Origin of the sequence: Bifidobacterium pseudolongum subsp. pseudolongum DSM 20099 (assembly GCF_000771225.1) — a bacterium.
GTDB classification, from domain to species: Bacteria; Actinomycetota; Actinomycetes; order Actinomycetales; family Bifidobacteriaceae; genus Bifidobacterium; species Bifidobacterium pseudolongum.
Window position 1 is genome coordinate 1 of the sequence record NZ_JDTZ01000008.1, and the last position, 21,814, is coordinate 21,814.

Genomic DNA, 21,814 nt, shown 5'->3' on the forward strand with positions numbered 1-21,814 from the left:
CACACACACCCAGTGACCACCTCATGCATCGGATTATCCCCGCACATGCGGGGCAAACCCAGTACGTAAAATTGCTCATACACATGAGATTGGATCATCCCCGCACATGCGGGGCAAACGCCGCCCGTGGCGCCGGCGTGGACTTCGAGGACGGATCATCCCCGCACATGCGGGGCAAACAAGAGGAACTCGACGCGAAGGCCGACGAGATCCGGATCATCCCCGCACATGCGGGGCAAACGCCTTGGGTCTGATGGCGCCCACCATCGAGGACGGATCATCCCCGCACATGCGGGGCAAACACAGTTGCTGGTCCATTTGCTAATTTCAATGCCGGATCATCCCCGCACATGCGGGGCAAACTCAATGGTGACAGTGCGCGCCGAGTAGAGGATCGGATCATCCCCGCACATGCGGGGCAAACAGGTCCTTGAGCCACGCGGCCGCATCCTGCGCCGGATCATCCCCGCACATGCGGGGCAAACATATTGACTACGGGCATACCGTGTTCGACGGCCGGATCATCCCCGCACATGCGGGGCAAACTTGTTATTATTATTGACCGCTTTACGCTTAGGCGGATCATCCCCGCACATGCGGGGCAAACCTGCTATACTAAAAATATCCAACAAGGAACAACGGATCATCCCCGCACATGCGGGGCAAACTGGCGCGTGCCTTTACGCGCAACGTGTCCGCGCGGATCATCCCCGCACATGCGGGGCAAACTCTTCCTTGGCTGCTCCGAGGATCTCGTCGGCCGGATCATCCCCGCACATGCGGGGCAAACCGTGTCGTCGCACATGCTGCTGGCTTGGTCGTCGGATCATCCCCGCACATGCGGGGCAAACCATTCAATAACGCATTATTGGAATTAGAGCGCCGGATCATCCCCGCACATGCGGGGCAAACGAACACGTTTGTTTTTTCATTGCCCGCCTGCACGGATCATCCCCGCACATGCGGGGCAAACGGCCCGTTCTGGTATGTGGTCATGTTCGTGTCCGGATCATCCCCGCACATGCGGGGCAAACTTGTGGTTCGCTCTGCCATCATCACTTCCCTGCGGATCATCCCCGCACATGCGGGGCAAACGCCGAACGCGTCCTTGAGGAGGTTCCAACCGACGGATCATCCCCGCACATGCGGGGCAAACCCCTCCATCGTCGCCGTGCTCGCGGCGGCCTCCGGATCATCCCCGCACATGCGGGGCAAACTTGCTTCCTGTCACTACGATGTCACGTTTCGCCGGATCATCCCCGCACATGCGGGGCAAACCGGGGGTAGGGTGCTGGGAGTGTTGACGGCCCCGGATCATCCCCGCACATGCGGGGCAAACGCGTCGCCGGTCACGTCGCGCGTGAACAGCGCCGGATCATCCCCGCACATGCGGGGCAAACCGCTTCCTCGAGATCCCCGGCAAGGGCCACTTCGGATCATCCCCGCACATGCGGGGCAAACTACGTGTTTTTGCGGTGACAGTGACTTGCATAAGGATCATCCCCGCACATGCGGGGCAAACAGCGAGACACAGAAACTGACCGTGCAAAATATCGGATCATCCCCGCACATGCGGGGCAAACATGCCGTCAGCATTATCCCACATGTCTGCGAACGGATCATCCCCGCACATGCGGGGCAAACCCCATAACGGTAGCGATTTTTTCACGCTGAGCCGGATCATCCCCGCACATGCGGGGCAAACCCACTACTCCCACTGCATATAAGTGTGACACTTGGATCATCCCCGCACATGCGGGGCAAACAGTCTGATTCCATTAGCAAAACGCACTCCGACAATACTCGAAAAATTCGATTTGCACAGTCGGTCACATTTCGCTAACGTCATCATGGTTCCAAACTTCCTCACGTCGGCACGCAATCCCCAGTTTAACATCGCAGCAACAACTATCTACCAAAACGACGATATCGCGATGCATTGCTCCAACCTTTTCTACGAGATGCGCCCTGAGATCTCCCGCTGGATTCGCCTTGATCATGAGGCCTCATAATCAGCTCAAGGCCCTCAAAATCAACAGGCGACCACTCCTGTCCGTAGGTTTTGAACTCCAGTCCCTGTTCATTATTCTCCGAATACACCATTACGGCGCGCCCATCTCGGATATTGTCAAGAATTTGCTCCCAAATCAACTCTCTAACACAGGCTGATACTTTTCCCACATACACACCTGGAGATATCTCAAACAACCATCGTGTGAGATGACCTCGTATCTTGGGAGGCGCAGCCGTCAGCACGATGACAATCATCACACATCATCTCCGTAATGGTCATTGGCAGAACCAGCGGAGAAGTTATGTCCGGCCTGCGAATAGTCTGCAGCACCAGCCCAGATTTGTGTGGTGATATCACAAGCTTCGGTCACAATATCATCTTCCTCTTCTTCAGAAAAAAGAAAACGGATATCATGCACACAGCGCGCAAGAAATTTACCATCTTTCATTTTATCCCGCAGTGCTTTTCGAGCCGCAGATGAGATATCTGCCACCTCAAGCGCCGCAAGATCAAATGCAAGAGGAATGGTGATGTCCACTTTGTATAAGTCCGCGATATCGTAGACGAAACTGCGTTCATCACGAGCGTGAACAAAACCCAATCCAGGAGAGCACCCTAGCGATACAATGACCGAATGGACCACTCCGTACAATGACGTATTCACCGCAGACAATGCTTTATTCACCAAATCCGCATCATCAAAATCTGTAGTCTTGTATGACCTGCCAGACCATGCCACCCCTGTTCGGGCAGATTCTCGTTCGTACGCCCTACGCACACGAGTTCCCTCTTTCCCAAGCAGCTGCTGCATGGTCAATCCGTCCGTCTTCTCTCCCGGAAAACGCATGGCATACATCTTCCGTGCGACTTTCAGGCGGCTTCGTTCCGAGGAAACGAGTCTAGCTTGTTTTTCCAACAATCTCGTGGAGTTGGCGAGCGAGGCGCCATGGCAATAGTAACGCACGCCTCGCTCTCCTACCCAGATACATGTGGATCGCGATTCCGCCAACAGACTGATGGCCGCATGCGTGACATTGCTGCCCGGGCCAAGCATCAGGACACTTAATGCGGCAGCGGGAACGTGCACGGTACCTCGTTTGTCGGTGATGGTGATCGCATTATCGGCACGGTTCACCACACAATGTTCTACGTACAGAAATGTCAATCTGTCTTGGATTCGGACCAAAGATTGCAATTCTGGCGGTTTCACCCCCGGTACGTTACCCATGCACGTCCTCCTTCTGCCCTGGCTTTCAGTTGTCAGATTGCGTCCATTGAACGCACCTGCAACGGTGCGAGCGTGAGCAATCCGCATCCGTATGCCTTCGCGGAACCTATTCCGTCCACGAGGGCTTGACGCAGGGTATTGGGATCATCCACGGAAAGGATGCCTTCAAACGTGACCTGAGTCAACACAACGGTAGTACCACGTTTGCGGAATGAGATTTGCTGCGTTCCACGAATGGCGACCTCAGGTTGATCCAACCTGTTGATGGTCATATGACAGCCAATTTTTCGGAACTTCCTGAACAGCCATTCAGCCTGCTCATCTCGCCGAACAATCGGTTGGCGTCGCCCTCGTGAAGCAAATCCTTCAGAGGGGACGGAATGCGTCGGATTGACTGTGACTCTGAAAGCCCATTCCTGTCCACTTTCCAAGTGCTCCAGAAATGGACCATAATCACAGCTCGAGCAATCCCTATCCGCATTCACACCCAGCTCCTCTTCGAAAACAGAGCGATCTGGTTCGGATGGCGATACAATATACAGACGCTGCATGGCACCATGGGATGCTTTGTCGAGTCGCCAAAGTACCCGATGCTGGTCACCCGACGCATCGGAATTTGTCGCACGAGCAACCACGGCGTGCAAACGCTCCAATGAACCGAAGACATACATCGCGCGTCTGTCCCTTGAATCAATCAGTATTCTGGAGAATACCGTCATTGTTGACCTCCCGCCTGGCTCACCGCACTGAACCAATCCTCATGTCCATAGCGATCATCGAATGCGGCTGGCACAATCCGTCGATAGCGTCGGCTCGCCCATTGTCGGTCATATGGACTGAAACTCCGCGGCTCATCATTGAGGGTTTCCGAGAACCCCTGATTTGTGTCATCGTCCGCCAATGGTTCCACAATGATTTCCGCAACATCCGGATGTGTGGGGGCCGTATCGCTCTTGCGAGCTCCCTCCCTGCTGCGAAGAATGCGTCGTTGATACCATTCCTCAGCTTGCCAGGGGGTGCTTTGCAGCGTCTCCTCCAACGTCAGGTCTGTCAGGAATGTGATGATCGGCCCATCCGGCACACAGGTGCGACGCCCGAGGAACAACGGATAATACGGCGCACGGAGTGCGTTCTGGAATTCCGCCAATCGTACCGGGTCCTCACTCTCCAGAGCAGCGAGAAAAACCGCATCCTGCAGGTAGAACCTGTGCGAGAGGGGAAGCATATCGCCTTTTTCCGTTTTCGCGGTCTGATAATCGTCGAGTAGGACACCCGGCTGATCCGCACGGACGCCGAAACGCAGCCCCTCAAAACGAGAAAGGGAATCTTCGCGCCCAATGCCCAAAGCCGCGGCAATCATGCCAATGACCCCGCTTTTCGTGGGTACTGGATTGGTGTCCCTTCGCGCGAACCGGCTGGACGATCCCCATGACTGCATGGGGCCTTTCAATACCATGGTCAAGACAGGCATTGTCACTCCTGACTCAAGCGGGACGAGACAGCCTCTTCCACACCATCGACGAGTTCGCGCAACGAAACCGCCTCCGCAAGCGCATCAGCGTCCTTCGTTGCGTCGCCGATACGGACGACCCATGTTTTCACAGGTGTCACACCGTAGACGTCATCCATATCCTTTGAGCGTCGCACCAAGGCCTTCGTCGCATTCTCCACATAATTCGGCTTGACCGGTGTGAGGAACGCACCACTCATATTCACTGCCTGTGTATCGCGAATATTCACAACAACCAAATCAGGCAAAGTTCCTTGCGCGAAGGTCGAGCTTTTCCCTTGCGGCATGCTCATGACGAATGCCTTCACCAATGCACCTATCGCCTTTGCGGTGGCTTCCACATCGCCCAACGTGTCATAAAGGCGATTCGCGTCGACATCCGCGAAACGGTAGTATGTGGCGGCATTGAATTCGATTTCGCCGAGCATGGCCGCCCCGCTGTCACCGCCGTTCTCGTCATCAGCGTCACCCGCATTACGTATATCATCCACTGCCGTGAAGAAGTCGGATTCCGTGTCCACCGCCTGTACACTGAACGCATTGGCGAACTGGGACGCGGCATCGATGTTCAGATCCGTGTCATCCGCAACCATGCGTCCAAACAGTGCAACATCAATCGACTTGTCATCTTTGATGATTTGTTTGATTTGCTTCTTCATCTTGCCGATGGCCGTCTGCGCTTCTTTGAGGCCCGAAGATTCCCTGCGTGCATCAACGGCAAGCTGGGCAAGCGCATCGTACTGTCGGTTGCCGAGGAACAACAGATACTGAGACTGGTTCAGGCGCTTGTCTTCCTGATCTTCGGCACCTTTTTTCTTTCGCGGTGCAGTGAGCTTGATTCCAGCGCCCTTGCTGAGCACCGCTTCGGCAAGATCTGGGGCTTCATCCGCAAAGGAATCGTCCAACGCCGCGATACGCTTGCTGAGGATTTCAACGACTTTTTTGCTGCGAATGCCGAGTTCCTGCGGATCGAGCAAATCATCGAACATCTGGCGGATTGGCCGTTTCCATGCTTGGCTTGAAACACGTGCGCGCGTGACCCCGCCATATTCCATGGTTTTCGGGCTGCCTGTATCATCGCGGTTCAGATTCGCCGCCGCCGTGGTCTCCAGTGCGTGCATTTCGACAATGGTTCGAGTGGACATTGTTGTTCCTTTCGATTGATGTTGGTTGTTGGTTGTTGATATTGGGATTGTCATGCGTTTTCTGGCTCGTTCTTCCCAGATGCATATGCGCTCAGATAGTCGCGTCCCCACCGGAGCCGAACGGCGTTCGCCTTGGTGCGGCTTTGTTGCAGCTGCATGAGATCTTGGGCGAACAGACCGTAGTTGATTGGTAGATCCTCTCGCTTGAGCAGAGCAATGAGGTGCCGTGCATGCCGGACCATCTCCGTCCAGCTTGAGGCTGTTTGCAGTTTGTCAAATGTCGAACGGATTCCTTTCTCGTTGAAATTGCCAACGGCCATACCTCCGACCGCCCTTCCCAGCGAGATATACGCATCCACGTGCATCGGCTGGTTGCGTTGGGATTGTTGATGGACCGCGAAAAGCGTAACTGCCGCATGGGCTGCGCGCTCTTCATCGGTGGGTCCGTCTGAGGGGCGAACACCATGGGGATAAATGTTGGTGTCATGCATATTCGGCACCGTCCATGCAATGATGGCGGGATCGGCACCAACTTCATGACCCACCGCATGCGCCAACTGCGCTATGGCCGCCACGGCTTGAGCATTGTCGTCAAGATATCCGTCTTTCCTGCCCTCGTGACCGTTGACAAGTAACCGCACTGTGTGCGAAACCCATTGTCCAAATGGACTGAGTTGCGATTCCTGTTCCTTGGTTGTCTGACTCACATTTCCTCCTTTGGAATTCGTTTGTTGAGTGATGCCTTGAACCAAATCTCTGCAAGCGCAACGCTGTAATGCTTCGCTTCCGCTTCCGGATTTTCCTTCACGTCACGCCCCACGATGGCGCGGGTGGATGCCTGTTGGGCGAGTTCGAACTCCAATGCGAGGAGAGTTTCCCTTGTACGCCACCTCCATTCGCGGAGCTTCGCTTCGCAGTTGTCAATAGTGACGCCTCGAAGCCATTCGCGAAATTCCCTGTCGAATGTCGAATACGCCAATTCACGTGCTTTCCGGCGAGGTGCCGTTGGATCAAGTCCTGCGGATTTCGCGACATTGCCTGCGAAATTCGCCAATATGGTGATGCCCTCATCGGTTATGTTGATGGCATCAGTGATGGACTGGCCAATGCGGGGGTCCTCCGCGGTCAATATGCATAGGTTCAAATCGAGTGAATCATCTACCGTGGCGTCGATGACGGCGTCATTGTTGCCATAGACAACCCCGTAGGCGTGAAGTCGTATCGGTTGATCCTGGACATGCATTTGTTCAAGCCAATCAAGGACGCGTGGACGCATGTTTTCGGGGGTAGTATTCGTCTCGTGTTCTTCCTGTGGCACCGTAAGCATTGGCAGGTTACGCCACAACGCCCGTGACGGATCATGTTTCCTCGGCATATACACCAACGGCATCTTCAAGGTTTTTTCTTGGTTGGGGCTGCGCCGCCACGCAGTCATCATCTCGTACCCTTGGGTGTTTTGGGGCTTGAGACGGTCGCCGTTACAGAGGAGTACGCCCGTCACCACCTCACCATCGTGTTGGAACAGGATGCGGCGGGATTGCCATGTGAGCAGCGCTGCAGGGCCATGGCAATATGATGCGATTCCAGTCGCATCTTCCGGTTGATTGTAGCCCTCTTCGGGCCGTTCGTTTGTTATGGGCCGCTCCCAGATCGGAGAATCATCGGACCAATCTACATCGGGTTCGCTGGTTCCCAACACATCGCGTCCAACATATTGGAACATCAGCGTTTTCCATAGATTGTCACCTTCAGCGATGACGATACCCAGATGCCCACTCCATGCAATACCCAAGGGATAGCCTTTACCTCCCTTGACACGTGGATCGCCCACAGCACCGGATTTGATTCCGGAGGGGTCGAACGCCTGCGTGGACACAAGCCAACGGGTCGCTTCAGCAGCGCTCATATGCTTTAAGGATTGCACACCTCGAATGGAGAAGAGTCGTGACCCCTCGTTCGAGGGAATGTCGGAGACTATCTTTTCCAGACCGGCGAATTCATTTTTAGCGGTGTGGAGTCCAGCGACTTGATAGAACGGAGCTTGTTCATCAAAGAGATCGAACCTCTCATGATACTTATCAAAATACTGTTCAAACAGGTTCCAAATCGCTGTGTCGCTTGACCCTAGTTTCAGTATCTGGCTCCACTGGTGTTGTGGGCAATCATTGCCGAATACCCCATACAACACCCCTACGGCCATACGCAGTATAGCTGCATCCTGTATTGGGTTGCCGGTTGAGATTCTGGCGATGTCCTCTGCTTGACAGAACAGGTCCCTCAATGAGACCTCACCGTCGGAACCGTTCTTCATGGAAACGGGTATCCAAGGCCGGTCAAGCAGATTGAAGGACGCTTGTTCCCTGCCATCTGATGATTCACTCTTCGACATGCGCTTCCCATCCTTTCTCCATTGAATAATGAATAAATATTTTTACAATTTTATTATATTTTTTATCGTAAACTTGTATTGTGGTATTTCCTGCAGCATCCAACACAATCGGCAGCTGCCCACTGAGTTCGCGATGCTGCTGCATGAGCGTGAACCATTCCTCGGGAACGTTCTGTGGGGATTCCAGAAAAGCTATAACAGCATCCAGATTCTGCCAGCATAACGAACTGGCGCCCAACGTAATAGAACAGGCCAGCGCTGCACGAACCTGTTCCGCAGTCATCGGCTCAAATCCGTTTGCAAGCATCCGCCGCGGGGAATCATCCACCCATGCCGGTAAGCACAGATTCCCTTCGTTGTCTTTTTGCAACAGCAAGACCTCGAATGAGTCATCACTGTCACGCACGGATGCGCGAGCCTGCCGGCTTGTGCAATCATGAGCCGTATCGGAATCGGGCATGCACTTCTTCAGCCAGTCACCGAGCGAATAAGGAGACCGCGCTTCATCCGGTCTGAAAATGCGGAACTGCGCAGCTTTTTTCTCGCTGTCCCACACATGCTTACGCAATTCCCCACGTGCATCCCGCTCATTTGGATGCCATGCATCCGGACAGCAATCACGATCCACGTCATACACGCCTTGCACTAATTGCGGTATGTCCTGCGGAAGACGCAGCATGACCGGTTCGCTATCGCATAACCCCATAAGTGCAGCGGTGCGCATCAAGAAAAACCGTTCATACACCGATTCGATGCTTTTGGCGAATACCGGTGGCTGCTCGATATCACAGGATTCCATGCCGCTGATATACAACTGGGCCTGACGCAATGGTTCCGGACGATTGCACTCGTCCTCTCCCCTGCAATGTCTATGCAGTCGTCCGGCGCGTTGCAGGATAAGATCAACCGGCGCGATATCAGTAACCATCAGATCGAAGTCGACGTCCAGCGACTGCTCCACGACTTGGGTGGCGACCACAATGCCCTGCCGGGTGGCGGGGGTGCTGTCTTTGCCAAAACGCTCCAGCAACCGAGTATCGATGGCAGAACGATCACACGCCATGTATCGCGCATGATCCAGCGACACATCCATCACATCACCGAACACCTTCTTGAGCACATCATAAGTGCGTTGGGCGCGCTGCACCGTATCCCTCACCACAACGGCGCAGCCACCAGCCGCGAGCTTGTCACGCAACAGCTGGACCAACGTCTCGTCATCGTCTGCAATTCGTTGGACCAGCACACTAGATTCACGCCCGGATGGCTTCGGCGCAATGGAACGAGGCTCCTCTCCGCCTGACGCATATGAGATGAGCGGGTATCGCGTATCCAGCACCTTGCCACAACGTCGTACGGCCTCCGAACCGGTATCGGAGCTTTGACGTCTGCTGCTGGATTCGGTTTGTATGACGGACTTGCGAGCAGTGAGAAAATCCATGAGGCTCTGTTCTGGCTCATGCTGCGCATCCGTTCGCGCGGCAGCGCCACGACGATATGCCTCAAGAAACGCCTCGCGTCTTGCCTGCGGAAGTGTTGCACTGAGCATGATGACGGGTGCTCCATAGGATCCCAGCCACGAAAGAGTGGTTTCCAAGTACACATTCATATACGCAGTATTCGAGTGCACTTCGTCAAGAATGACCACTTTGCCGGCAAACGCAAAATGACGCAAAACGAGATGCTTGCACTGCAAGGACATCATCAGAATCTGGTCAATGGTTCCAAGCACAAAATCAGAGAGGTTCCCCCGCTTGCGCCCAGAAAGCCACGAATTCACAACCGCTTCGATACTTGGTTCAAACCCATTCGACGCACCATCACCGCCAGTTCGATTTTCATCATCCACAATATATTCGCCATTACGCATCTCGAACACATTGGCAGCAGAGGTTCGCGCCGTCAAATTGAAGTATTCTTCGTTCTGCTCACGTTTTCCATGGGACAGGAACACTGATCCCAAGGTACCCTGTTCGGGGGCAGGTAAACGACCTATCCAACCCAAGGTACGATGAAACATGGCATTCGCTGTTGTCTGGGTGGGCAGGCCATAGTATACGCCGCCGCATCCAAAACGGCCGGCCAAGACCTCGGCTGACAACAAAGCGGCTTCGGTCTTCCCTTCGCCCATGTTCGCCTCGATGATCATGAGACCCGGTGATGGCATGGTCTGCGCGAGACGCACAGCCTCCCGCTGAACGGGGCGAAGGTGTGCCCCCGGAATGTCGAACCGCTCAGCGAACAATGCATCCGGCGTGGATTCCTCAAGGGAAACCTGCCATGGTCGAGGCAGATTTAGCTGCCACCATGCCTGGCGCGCACGTTCGAAAGCATCGAAGCATTGCTCATCGACCTCGCTCGAATTCAGCGGAAACAGCCAGCTATCGCTCGCGATCCAATCAGAGATGATAACAATGGCCGTCAGCAATATCTGTGTTCGGCACCGCAATGGACGATCGTCCAACAAATGTAGTGTCGTTTCGAAGTCGGTCTCCTCGGCAGCCCAGTTGATGATGTCCTGCCGGACATCATCCCAAGCTTGCCCACCAAGATAGTGTTTTGCCTCCGCTTTGCCGAGCAAGCGCTTCTTATCGGCTGTGACACATGTGCCATGATGGCCACCGACGACGTAGGCGACACCATTGGCCATACTCCCCTCATCGGTCTGGTACCCCCTACGGCTGAACCACTGGCATACAGACTGGTAGCCGACCAGCTCATGCCGGTACCCGGCACGTTCCTCCTTGTGGCATGCGAAAAACTGCTCATCCACCCTCAGACCGTGTTCTCGCACGCGGTCGCAAAGATAGTCACATTGCACTTCAAAAGCCGGCGATGCTTTGCCAACGTCATGAATCATCGCAAGGAAAGATATGAGCCCCACCGTCGCCCGTTCGCTTCCCAGATCGGCAACAAGTTCTTCTTTCACAGCGTCAGGGAGGAAGTCATTCCAGACGCGACGCGCCACAGCAGCACAATCCTGCAGATGCTGCCACAATAGGAGGTAACGATGGTCATTGGGGTCACCACGAAAGACACTCTTAGCCCAGATGGATTTGGACGCATTGGTGAGTTTCGTATTGATGCTCATTGCCCCCTCCCTCTTTGGCTGGTAAGAGACACATTAACCCCTTGTTTTTTATTTGTCAAATTGCGGCCCCAGACATGAATCCCCGCACATGCAGGGCACTTGTGAAGTACCACATAAACCCTGGATCACTCCCGCAATTGCAGGACACAGTAAGTATAACGGGAAGGCCATCACTCCAGCAAACAACTTAGAGCATTGAAATACTATGCGGGGGACTTTCGCTACCCATCTGTATCATGGTGAACTATCGACCTGCAGTCTGCGGGATTTTCCATCCAACCCAACGCCAAGACCCTCCTTCAAGATGGCTTGGCTTATCACCTCTATGTCGACTTATTCGGCATGAGCAAATCGGAGAACAGACTACATGGCCGAACATGCATCCCGTGCGGGATCGATGACACCCAACCCGCAACTGCTGCAGCGCATCCAGGACCTCCCCCTCACGCTGGACCGGTTGAAGCAAGAACATGGTATCCGCCAAATGCTGTCAACCATCGACAACACGAAAAAAGAACTTGAAGCCACACTCCCCTAGGACGGCATCGAGGAATCAGCCATCGATGACCACAGGCGCGACTGGCTGAGCCGCTACGTATACAACTCCAACGCGATTGAGGGATCAACGCTCACTTTGCTGGACACCGAGCTGGTACTCGAAGGAGAATTCGTCCCGTCCGATGGGCCGGCCAGAGACATCTTCGCAGCCAAAGGCGTTGGCGACGGCATGGATTACGTGCGCCGCTGGGCACAGGAACACGCACCCCTGAACGTGGATTTGATCAAGCGTCTGCATGAAGTCACCACACTGGATGCGCAGCGGGTCATGCGCGGACAATTCCGGCCATATGGCTACATCGCCCGCATCACCGCGACCACAGTGAAGACGGCGGATCCTTTGGAGATATACGAGGATGTTGAAGCGCTCATTGAGTCTCTCCGCTCCTCTACGGCGCATACCATATTGAAAGCCGCCGGATTCCATACGTTCTTCGAGAACATCCACCCCTTCGCCAACGGAAATGGGCGCACCGGGCGCCAGCTGCTCAATCTCATGCTGCTGGAGGCAGGCTACCCACCTGTGGCGATCAAACATGACGCCGGCAGGAACTACAGCCGCATCCTCGAACAATGGCAAATCCACGACAATGCCCACCCATTCCTGGAGATACTGGGATCGAGCATCCAGGACGAACAAAACGCCATGGCCACTATCATCATCAATCTCCGCAACCATAGGTAATCATTCCCGCACATGCGGGGCAAACGCCAACAATGATGATGCAGACGGTATCGTTCACGGAACTTCCAGCCGGTAATTACAGCCTTACCCCTGCCGCACCTCCGGCCACTTCGCGTCGCCCGGCACGTCGGCGAGCGCATCGCCCACACCCAGCACTTCGGCCCAGTAGTCCATCGGCTGGTCGTAGGGCTTCGCGTCTCCCCCGCGCGCCTGCAGCACGGCTTTTGCGGCGTGCACGTCTTCGCCGGTCAGTCCGCTGAAGTACGATTCGAGGCGTCCGCGGCGCTCCACATCGTAGAACAGGTTGCTCACGATCTGCGTGAGCAGTTCCGCGCGCTCGATCGGCAGTGAGTCCCAGTGCCGCATCTCGATGAAGTTCTTCAGGCGCACATCGTTGAAGTGCGTGGAGAGCACATGGTTGATCTCGTACGCGTTGAGCTCGCGGTCCGGGTATAGGTCGGCGGCCGTCGTGTAGAACGCCGTGAACTCAGTGCCGTGCACAGACGCTCCTTCCGCTTCCGGCGTGTGGGTCAGGTCGGCGAACATGAGCGGGGTGCTCAGCACGTCGGCTGCGTAATCCTCCCAGCTGAACCGCTCGTCGTACAGGCCCGGCGTCACGTTGGTGCGCTGCACGTCGAGGTAATCCCACATGCGCTGGCGGCACAACGGCCACGGGTTCGGCGCACCTTCGAAATACGGCGTATTGCGGAAGAACCATGCGAGGATCGGGCCGATCGCGGTGCCGAGGCGCATCTTGTCGATCGCGTCGCGCTCGCTCGTATAGTCGATGCTCACCTGCGTGGAGGCGGATGCGCGCATCATGCACGGTCCGAACTGCCCGATGCGCCCCAAGTACTCGTTCATCGCGGCGTAACGCAATTTGGGGTTGAGTGGAATGTCCGCGTACGAGCTCTTCGGCTGATAGCCGTAGTTCACCAAGCGAAAATCGAGTTCGTCGAGGATCGGCGTGGCTTCGCGCATGAACTGCCCGTGCAGTTCGAGCAGATCCTCGGGTTTGCGCAAAATGCCGATCGACGTCTCGATCTGCCCGCCCGGTTCGAGCGAGATGGCGATTCCCTCACGCGCGAGCCCGACGAGATGATCGTCCTGCCAGTACTCCTGCGCGGAGTCGTAGTACGGGCGCAGACGGCGCAGCAGTTCCTCCACGCCGTTCGGCTCACCGTACGTGACCGCCGTGTCGTCGGCGTTGTGCACGGGCAGATGTTCGATCTCCACGCCGAACCCCCCGGTCCCCGGCGCGGAGCACCCCTCCTCGAAGAAGCGGACAAGGCTGCGCACGTGCCGCGGGTTCGGCTGAACCAGCAGGTGCGCGTAGGAAACTCGTGGTGCTGTCATAAGTGCCCATACTAACGCGCGCGCATATGGACACGGCGCGCTTGTTCTAAAAAATCCCTATAACGTGCACAATTCACACACTGCTGCGTCCGGCTGCGGCGTTCTTCTTCGCCGCGGCGATCATCAGTTTGATGCGATTGAGCTGGTTCGCCTCACTCGCGCCGGGGTCGTAGTCGATCGAGACGATGTTCGCCTGCGGGTAGAGCCGGCGGATCTTGCCGAACATGCCACGGCCCGTGACATGGTTCGGCAGGCATGCGAACGGCTGTGCACAGATGATGTTGGGGCAGCCCGATTCGATGAGCTCCACGATCTCGCCCGTGAGCAGCCAGCCTTCGCCGGCTTGCACGCCGATCGAGGTGACGGTCTGCGCCTTGGCCACGAGCTGGTCCATCGGCAGGTCTTTCTCGAATTTGCCGCCGCTCGATTCAAGCGCATCGTTCACAGGTTTCATGTAAGTGTGGATCACACCTTTGAACGCCGTGTACAACGCTTTGTTGCGCCCCGTGCCCAGATTGTGCTCATTCCAGTCGTTGATGTACGGGCGCATCGTCATGAAGTCGATGATGCCGGGCACCACGGCCTCGCAATCCTGTGACTCGATCACTTCGACAACGTGGTTGTTGGCATCGGGCTGGTATTTCACCAGGATCTCGCCCACCACGCCGACGCGCACCTTGCGTTCGACGTCCCGCAGCGGCAGCGCGTCGAAGCTCTCCACGATCTTCGCCACGAGTTTCGCGTACGGCCAGTACGCGCGCCCGTACAGCATCTTCGCGGTCTTCGACATGCCGTGGTTGAGCAGTGTCTCGCGCACGATCACGTTCCACCGCTCGTACAGGCGGTTCGCGGAACCCGGATTCGCCTCATACGGGCGCACGCGGTACAGGCACTTCATGAGCAAGTCGCCGATGATGAGTGATTTCGCCGCACGGTGCAGCAGCGGGACGGTGGGGGTGAACCCGGGATTGTCCACGAATCCCTGCGTGGAGATCGCGATCACCGGGATCTGCGGATAGCCCGCGTCCACGAGCGCCTTGCGGATCAGGGCGAAGTAGTTCGTGGCGCGGCACATGCCGCCGGTCTGCGAAATCGCGAGCGCCGTGCTGTCGGGATCATACCGCCCTGATTTGATGGCTTCCACGAGCTGGCCCACGGTCATGATCGCCGGGTAGCAGGCGTCGTTGTTCACGTATTTGAGGCCGGTTTCCACGTCGGTTTTGCTGGCGTGTTCGAGCACGTCGAATTTGTATCCGGAGGCGCGTATGGCCGCTTCGACGAGCCGGAAGTGGATGGGGCTCATCTGCGGGGCCACGATGGTGTAGTCGCGGCGCATGTCCTTGCCGAAGGGCACGCGGTTGGCGTAGGCGCTCATGGTGGCGCTTTGCCGGTTCTGCTGGGCGCCGCCGGCTTGCCTCCCCATGACGGCGTCGAGCAGGATTTGCCGGCCGGGTGTGGGCGCTGCGGTGCCGGTGTGCCGGAAGGTGCCGGCGCTAGCTGCGGGCGTAGCGGCGCGCTGGGCGTTGCGTTCGCGTTCCTCGACGGCGGCTTTGAGTGAGCGCAGGCGGATTTTGGCGGCGCCGAGGTTGGAGACTTCGTCGATTTTGAGCATCGTGTAGACGTCCGCTTTGTCGGCGAGGATCTCGGACACCTGGTCGGTCGTCACGGCGTCAAGGCCGCAGCCGAACGAGTTGAGTTGCACGAGTTCGAGTCCGGGCCAGGAGGCCACGAACTGCGCGGCGCGGTAGAGGCGCGCGTGATAGGCCCATTGGTTCATCACGCGCAGTGGCATGGTGGTGAGCTTGCGGTCGTTGACGTGCCGGAACCCTTCGCTCGTGTGGGCGGCCGGGTCGGTTTCGTCTTCGGCGAGATATGCGGTGAGCGCGGGCACGTCGTTGGGGTCGAGCCAGCTGACGGAGTCTTCGGAGAGCACGACCATGCCGAGCGAGCAGATCGTCTCGGGGATGCCGTGGTTGACTTCGGGGTCCACGTGGTAGGGGCGCCCGGCGAGCACGATGCCGCGACAGTTGTGCTCCTTCATGTAGGCGAGCGCGCGCACGCCTTCCTGCTGCACGTCGTGTTTGAACACGGTGTCTTCGGCGTAGGCGGCGGCGACGGCTGCTTCGGCCTCCTCGCGTGTCACGCCGGCCCATGCGAATTCCTCGACGATGCGGTCGACCATGAGGCTGTGCTTGGAGAGGTTGAAGTAGGGGCGCATGAACCGTATGCCGTCTGCGCGCAGTTCGGGCATGTTGGCTCCAATGACCACCGGGTAGTTCGCCACGACCGGGCAGTTGTAGTGGTTGTCGGATTCCGGCACCAGATTGTCTTCGAACGAGACGCATGGGTAGAAGATCGTGCGGATGCCTTTGTTGAGGAGCCACTTGATGTGCCCGTGCACGAGTTTCGCCGGATAGCAGATGTTCTCGGAGGCGATGGATTCGATGCCGGTTTCGAACAGTTCGTGGTTGGAGCGTCCGGAGATGACGACTTTGAATCCGAGGCTCGTGAGCAGGGTGAACCAGAACGGGTAGTTCTCGTACATGTTGAGTACGCGGGGTATGCCGATTTCGCCGCGCGTGGCTTTTTTGTCGGTCAGACGGCGGTAGGCGAAGGCACGCTTGTATTTGAAATCGTACAGGTTGGGCCGGTCGCTGCGTTTGCGTTTGGCGTCGCCGCCGCGTTCGCACCGGTTGCCGGTCACATAGCGCGATCCGTCGTGGAATGTGGTGATGGTGAGCTTGCAGTGGTTCTGGCACAGTTTACACACGTCGCGTTCGGTCGTCATCGACAGCTCGTCGAGGGCGGTGCCGTGCAGGATGCTCGAGACGGTGTGGTCCACGCCGTCGATGCGCGCCACGTGCACGCCGGCGGCGTCGGTGTCGCCGTCCGTGTCGTCGGCGATGTCGTCGTAGTGCATGCGCGCGGTGAGCGCGGCGCCGTAGGCGCCCATGAGTCCGGCGATGTTGGGGCGCGTCACCTCGCGTTCGGTGAGCAGTTCGAACGCGCGCAGCACAGCGTCGTTGAGGAACGTGCCGCCCTGCACCACGACCGTGCTGCCGAGCTCGCCCGAATCGCGCAGTTTGATGACCTTGTACAGTGCGTTGCGCACGACGGAATAGCACAGGCCGGCGGCGATGTCTTCGATGCTCGCGCCTTCTTTCTGCGCCTGCTTGACGCTCGAGTTCATGAACACGGTGCATCGCGAGCCCAAATCCACAGGATGCTCGGAATTCAGGGCGGCCTGCGTGAACTCCTCGATCGTGAGCCCCATTGAGCGTGCGAAGGTCTGCAGGAAGGAGCCGCACCCCGACGAGCAGGCCTCGTTGACGGCGATCGAGTCAATCACGCCGTCGGTGACCGCCAGATACTTCATGTCCTGGCCGCCAATGTCGATGACGGCGGTGACGCCCGGGCTCACCATTTCGGCACCACGGTAGTGAGCCATCGTCTCAACCACACCCTCGTCGAGATGGAGACCGGTCGTGATCAGACCCTCGCCATAGCCGGTAGCGCAGGAACGTGCGATCCAGGCATCGCTCGGCAATTCGGACTGGATGCGTTTGACGATCTCGATCGCCGCAGTCAACGGGCTGCCATCGTTCGTCGCATACGACGACCACACGATCTCGCGGTCATCGTTGACCAAGGTCGCCTTGATCGTCGTGGAACCGGCGTCGATGCCCAGGAAGTGCGGGCCACGGGCTCCCTCGAGCGTGCCCACATGCACATGCTCACGGTGATGACGCGCATTGAACGCGTCACGGTCGGCCGCGGTGTCGAACAGCGGCGGCATCGTGGCCGTGTTCGACGGCAGGTTCTTCAGATCCTCCAATGCATTGATAATGTCGTCGAGCGACCGTGCCGGGTACTCGTCGGCATGTTCGATCTGGCCGGGCTCGCCAACGGCGAGCGCCGCACCGTAGGCGACATACAGGTGCGCGTCGGTTGGGGTGATGAACTCGTCCACCTTGCCATCGAGTGCACGGCGGAACGCCTCCCGCAGCTCACTCATGAAGAACAGCGGGCCTCCCAGGAACACAACGGTGCCGTGAATGGGACGGCCCGAAGCCAGGCCGGCAATCGTCTGCGTGGCCACGGCGGTGAAGATCGACGCGGCAAGATCGGGCTTGGCAGCACCGTCGTTGATGAGCGGCTGCAGGTCCGTCTTTGCGAACACACCACAACGCGATGCGATTGGGTACAGCGTCTGGTAATACTTCGCCATCTCGTTGAGACCGGCGGCATCGGTGTCGAGCAGCGTCGACATCTGGTCGATGAACGCGCCGGTGCCACCCGCACACGAGCCGTTCATGCGCTGTTCGGGGGTCGGCTTCAGGTACGTGATCTTCGCGTCCTCGCCACCGAGTTCGATGATCACATCCGCCTGCGGGATCGCCTCGTCGATTGCGCGCGTCTCCGCGATCACCTCCTGCACGAACGGCACATGCACGGCATCGGCGAGCGCCAAACCGCCCGAACCGGTGATGGCTAGGCGCACGGGCTCATCTGCGCGACCCAGTTCGGCGAGATGGGCACGGATGTCACGCAACAATCCCTCCATCGTCGCGCGCACGTTCGCATGATGACGACGGTAATCTGCGAACAGGGTGGCATCGAGGGAGTCGGAATCGTCTAGCACGACCGCCTTGACCGTGGTCGAGCCGATGTCCAGACCTATGCGCAGCGGGCGTGGTTCGGTGTTGAGGGTCTGAGAGATCGACGAAGGTTCTTGCACCAGAGAAGCCATCATTACCTCGTGTTTCGTGCGGTATTCAAGTTTGGTTGGCATGCCGGAAGCGGGAGCCCTGTTTTCTCGCGTGCTGGCAGCCATAATCTCACTATTCTACCGAATCGTCCCTACCGATAGTCACGACATTCGGCATGGTTTGTCGGTTTTCCACACCGTGTGTGCAGGTGTGGAAATCTGCGTGGAAATAAGCAGTGAGAATAGTCAGGAGCGGGCCGCGGGAGGATAGGCTAAGATGGAGAGATGATAGGTAGTCGCAGGGTCTGAGAGTGTGCGATGAGCAAGGAACGAGTAGTGGCGTTCACCGATGCGGTGCTGGCCATCATCATGACGATTCTCGTGTTGGATTTGGATAAACCGGATCCGCTGACGTGGTCGGGATTCGGGAAGTTGTGGCCGCAGTTTCTGGCCTACGCGTTCTCGTTCTTCTGGCTGGGATCGATGTGGGTGCACCTGCACATCGAATGGAGCGGCGTTAAGCTCGTCGACCAGCCGGTGTTGTGGACGAGCATCACACTATTGTTCTTCTGCTCGCTCATCCCGTATTCGACGAGCTTGGTGGCTGGCAATTTCTATAGCAGCACCGCGCAAGCGTTCTACGGCATCGACGTCATCGTGCTCACGATCACGAACATCGCGTTGAGCTGGCGTCTGGAGCGGGCGAATCTCAAGGTAATCAGCAAGGATTACGCGGCGTTGATGAAAGTACGCCTCAATGTGTTGTCCTGGGACCTCGCAATCAAGATCGTGGGCATAATGATCACACTGACCATTTGGCCGCCGGCCATGCTGGTGTTCACACTGGCCGCCGCCATGTTCCTATTCCTCAAAAGCACCTCGGCCGAGCGCCGCATGCAGGTGAAAATCAAGAAGGACGCGCTGGCGAACAACGGCATGGCCACGCCAGACGACGTCGCCGCCGTAGGGGGTTCAGCGGAAGAGTATTTGGCCGCCATAGAAGCTGCGAAGCAAGCCGCAAAGGAAGCCGACGAAGGAGACAAGCAATGAACACCGCATTGATCACGGCCTCCATCTTCGCTATGCTGGCGGGCCTGCTGCATGTCTACATCTTCGTGATGGAATCGTTCCTGTGGACGTCACGCAGCACCCGAGAGACCTTCTCGATGGGTGCCGACGAAGCTGAACAGACCAAGGAAATGGCTTTCAACCAAGGCTTCTACAACCTGTTTCTGGCCATCATGTCCATTGGCGGCGCCATCGTCCTATGGTGCGGCGTGACCGTGGTAGGCGTGACACTCATGACCGCCGGCTCCGCCTCGATGTTCTGCGCCGCGCTCGTGCTGCTGTGCACCGCGCCAGACAAGCATTCGGCTGCCATCAAGCAAATCTTCTTCCCCGCCCTCACGCTCATCGCCTTGCTCGTGGCCCTCATCCTGTTCGCGTGAGTCTCCCACACTCGTTGCGGCGTAGGAATCTGCACATCTGATTATAGGTAAGATGATTGCAGATTCTTCGACTGAAACGAGGTGCACGATGAGCGATTCCAACGTCGAGCGACCGACGCAGCGGATTGACATGCCCACCACGCAGATTCCAATGCAGCAGGGGTATGCGCCGCCGAGTTATCAGGCGCCCTCCTATCAGCAGGCGAATTATCAACCAGAGAGCGGGGATGGAGGCAAGCGTAGGAGGAGGTGGCCTGTAGTCGTGGCAATCATCACCGTGGTGGCGATCGTGGGCGGCGTGGGCGGCGTGGTCGGCGGCATCATCTACAAGAACAAGCATGACGAGGCGTATGCGCGCTGCCAGACGGCGGTCAGCGAGTTCAGCGAGGCACGCAAGGCGCTGCTTGACACGACGAGCGATTCGCCGGCGTTGCAGAAGCTGGTGCGTAATGCGCTCGGCGTCGACAAGATTCTCGACGCGGCAGCCGATGCGGCGAGCGCGGCGGAGGGCACCGTGGCACAGCAGGGGTGTGCGGCGAACGCGACGATCATACAGCTCAATCTCGTGGCGAACACGCTGAACAGTGCAACCGAATCATTGCGCAAATCGACCGCGCAGATCGTGCGCGGTGCCTCTGCAGACACAGATAACACTGGCGACGAGTCGGAATCTGCGGCGTCTTCCGATACCGAGGACGTCGCGCAGGCCAAGAGGAATCTGCAGGAGGCCATAGACCAGGGGCGCGCGCTGCTCGACACGCTCAAGCAGCGGTATGCGGATTCCGCGGTCGGTAGGCAGCTCACCGCAGGATTCGAAGCGGCGCTCGACCTCGCCCAGGAGAAATTCGACGAGTCGGGCATCAAGGATTCTCGCTATTACAAGGCGGCGCAGGCCACGCTCGACGAGGCGACGAACGCGGTGAACGCGTGGATTGACCGGCAGGCGCAGAAAGCGGACTAGCTGGCGTCGCCTTCGCCGGCGGCACGCTCCTTGCCGTAGATTTCGGGAATGAAACGCTCCTGGTCGTGCAGTTTCGCCCACACCACCGGCTTGCCCTGCCTGAACGACTCCTGCACGTCGAGAATGCGCTGGTTGCGCGAACCGCGGAACTGCAGCAGTGAATCGTGCAACGTCTTGATATAGCGGCCGTCAACGAGAATGTCGATTTCATGAAGCAGGTCGAGCTTGTCTTGCGTCTCGCCGTCGCGCATGAGCTCCTCCCATGTGTAGCCGGTCCAGCACCAGATGTCTTTCGTATGGCCGAAACGCTCGCGGATCTTGCGCGCGAGCGGCAGCAGCACACCGGTGTTGAGCAGCGGTTCGCCACCAAGGAACGTGATGCCCTGCACGAAGCTCTGCGCAAGGTCGTCCATGATCTGCGCCTCGAGCCTTTCGTTGTATTCATGCCCCGCCTGGAAATCCCAGATCGATGAGTTGTAGCAGCCTTCGCAGTGGAACGGGCAGCCCGAGACATACAACGAACAGCGAATGCCCTCGCCGTCGGTCATGAGGAACCGCTTGTAGTCGGCGATCATGTTGTGGCTCATCGCATTCGTCCACTGCCCCGCGCGCGGGTTGTTCGTCAACGGGCTTGGGACCGACGGCCCCCGGTATTCCTTGGTCTTGACAAAATCGTGGCGTGTGCCTGCCTGTACCATGCGTTCCTGCTCTTTCTACCCGA

Annotated in this window: 16 protein-coding genes and 1 CRISPR repeat array; of the genes, 5 read left to right on the top strand and 11 right to left on the bottom strand. The window is 57.6% G+C overall.

Annotated features, from left to right (window positions below):
- Positions 1–29: 29 nt before the first annotated feature.
- Positions 30–1,766: a CRISPR direct-repeat array (repeat unit 29 nt; unit sequence CGGATCATCCCCGCACATGCGGGGCAAAC).
- Between the two features lie 142 nt (positions 1,767–1,908).
- Genes cas2e through OU02_RS06155 form a run of 8 tightly spaced genes read right to left on the bottom strand, consistent with a single transcriptional unit; the run spans position 1,909 to position 11,377 of the window.
- Positions 1,909–2,268 (bottom strand): type I-E CRISPR-associated endoribonuclease Cas2e, encoded by a 360-nt coding sequence (gene cas2e / locus OU02_RS08585; protein ID WP_080720579.1) that lies wholly within the window; start codon positions 2,266–2,268, stop codon positions 1,909–1,911.
- Positions 2,268–3,242 (bottom strand): type I-E CRISPR-associated endonuclease Cas1e, encoded by a 975-nt coding sequence (gene cas1e, locus OU02_RS08590; protein ID WP_080720578.1) that lies wholly within the window; start codon positions 3,240–3,242, stop codon positions 2,268–2,270. Before cas1e ends, cas2e begins: the two co-directional genes overlap by 1 nt.
- A gap of 32 nt (positions 3,243–3,274) precedes the next feature.
- On the bottom strand, positions 3,275–3,961 hold the full coding sequence (gene cas6e / locus OU02_RS06130; protein ID WP_033489392.1) for a type I-E CRISPR-associated protein Cas6/Cse3/CasE: 687 nt from the start codon (positions 3,959–3,961) through the stop codon (positions 3,275–3,277).
- Positions 3,958–4,713 carry a type I-E CRISPR-associated protein Cas5/CasD gene (cas5e, locus tag OU02_RS06135; protein ID WP_051918387.1) on the bottom strand — a complete coding sequence of 252 codons (756 nt, stop codon included), beginning with the start codon at positions 4,711–4,713 and terminating at the stop codon, positions 3,958–3,960. Before cas5e ends, cas6e begins: the two co-directional genes overlap by 4 nt.
- Positions 4,714–4,715: 2 nt before the next feature.
- Positions 4,716–5,897, bottom strand: coding sequence for a type I-E CRISPR-associated protein Cas7/Cse4/CasC (cas7e, locus tag OU02_RS06140; protein WP_033489394.1), 1,182 nt, complete (start codon positions 5,895–5,897; stop codon positions 4,716–4,718).
- Positions 5,898–5,947: 50 nt separating this feature from the next.
- The gene (gene casB, locus OU02_RS06145; RefSeq protein ID WP_033489395.1) at positions 5,948–6,604 is read right to left on the bottom strand and encodes a type I-E CRISPR-associated protein Cse2/CasB; all 657 of its coding nucleotides are present in this window, start codon (positions 6,602–6,604) and stop codon (positions 5,948–5,950) included.
- On the bottom strand, positions 6,601–8,286 hold the full coding sequence (casA, locus tag OU02_RS06150) for a type I-E CRISPR-associated protein Cse1/CasA (RefSeq protein ID WP_033489396.1): 1,686 nt from the start codon (positions 8,284–8,286) through the stop codon (positions 6,601–6,603). Before casA ends, casB begins: the two co-directional genes overlap by 4 nt.
- Positions 8,273–11,377 carry a CRISPR-associated helicase/endonuclease Cas3 gene (locus tag OU02_RS06155; protein WP_033489398.1) on the bottom strand — a complete coding sequence of 1,035 codons (3,105 nt, stop codon included), beginning with the start codon at positions 11,375–11,377 and terminating at the stop codon, positions 8,273–8,275. The genes casA and OU02_RS06155 overlap by 14 nt, the downstream gene beginning before the upstream one ends.
- Before the next feature lie 367 nt (positions 11,378–11,744).
- Between OU02_RS06155 and OU02_RS09215 the strand changes: the two genes are divergently transcribed.
- Together OU02_RS09215 and OU02_RS06160 are read left to right on the top strand one after the other, a co-directional pair.
- Entirely contained in the window at positions 11,745–11,915 is a 171-nt protein-coding gene (locus OU02_RS09215) for a hypothetical protein (protein ID WP_155270064.1), read from the top strand.
- Between the two features lie 96 nt (positions 11,916–12,011).
- Positions 12,012–12,620 carry a Fic family protein gene (locus tag OU02_RS06160; RefSeq protein ID WP_420796581.1) on the top strand — a complete coding sequence of 203 codons (609 nt, stop codon included), beginning with the start codon at positions 12,012–12,014 and terminating at the stop codon, positions 12,618–12,620.
- An 84-nt stretch (positions 12,621–12,704) separates the two neighbouring features.
- Here OU02_RS06160 and OU02_RS06165 read toward each other — a convergent pair whose 3' ends face one another.
- Positions 12,705–13,976 (bottom strand): glutamate-cysteine ligase family protein, encoded by a 1,272-nt coding sequence (locus tag OU02_RS06165; protein ID WP_033489399.1) that lies wholly within the window; start codon positions 13,974–13,976, stop codon positions 12,705–12,707.
- Positions 13,977–14,049: 73 nt separating this feature from the next.
- Entirely contained in the window at positions 14,050–18,726 is a 4,677-nt protein-coding gene (locus OU02_RS06170; protein WP_033489435.1) for an acyl-CoA dehydratase activase-related protein, read from the bottom strand.
- Positions 18,727–19,002: 276 nt separating this feature from the next.
- Here OU02_RS06170 and OU02_RS09065 point away from each other — a divergent pair, with 276 nt between their 5' ends.
- The 3 genes from OU02_RS09065 to OU02_RS06185 all read left to right on the top strand — a co-directional run bounded on the left by OU02_RS09065 (position 19,003) and on the right by OU02_RS06185 (position 21,093).
- Complete coding sequence (locus OU02_RS09065; RefSeq protein WP_034883802.1) at positions 19,003–19,734, top strand: TMEM175 family protein; 732 nt, start codon at positions 19,003–19,005, stop codon at positions 19,732–19,734.
- A complete protein-coding gene (locus OU02_RS06180; RefSeq protein WP_004218228.1) occupies positions 19,731–20,132 on the top strand; it encodes a DUF1304 domain-containing protein in 402 nt (133 codons plus the stop codon). Before OU02_RS09065 ends, OU02_RS06180 begins: the two co-directional genes overlap by 4 nt.
- 262 nt (positions 20,133–20,394) lie before the next feature.
- Positions 20,395–21,093, top strand: coding sequence for a hypothetical protein (locus tag OU02_RS06185; RefSeq protein ID WP_033489400.1), 699 nt, complete (start codon positions 20,395–20,397; stop codon positions 21,091–21,093).
- On the opposite strand, the gene nrdG is transcribed toward OU02_RS06185, so the two are convergent.
- Positions 21,090–21,791 carry an anaerobic ribonucleoside-triphosphate reductase activating protein gene (nrdG, locus tag OU02_RS06190; RefSeq protein WP_080720576.1) on the bottom strand — a complete coding sequence of 234 codons (702 nt, stop codon included), beginning with the start codon at positions 21,789–21,791 and terminating at the stop codon, positions 21,090–21,092. The two genes, OU02_RS06185 and nrdG, sit on opposite strands and share 4 nt — an antisense overlap.
- Positions 21,792–21,814: the final 23 nt, after the last annotated feature.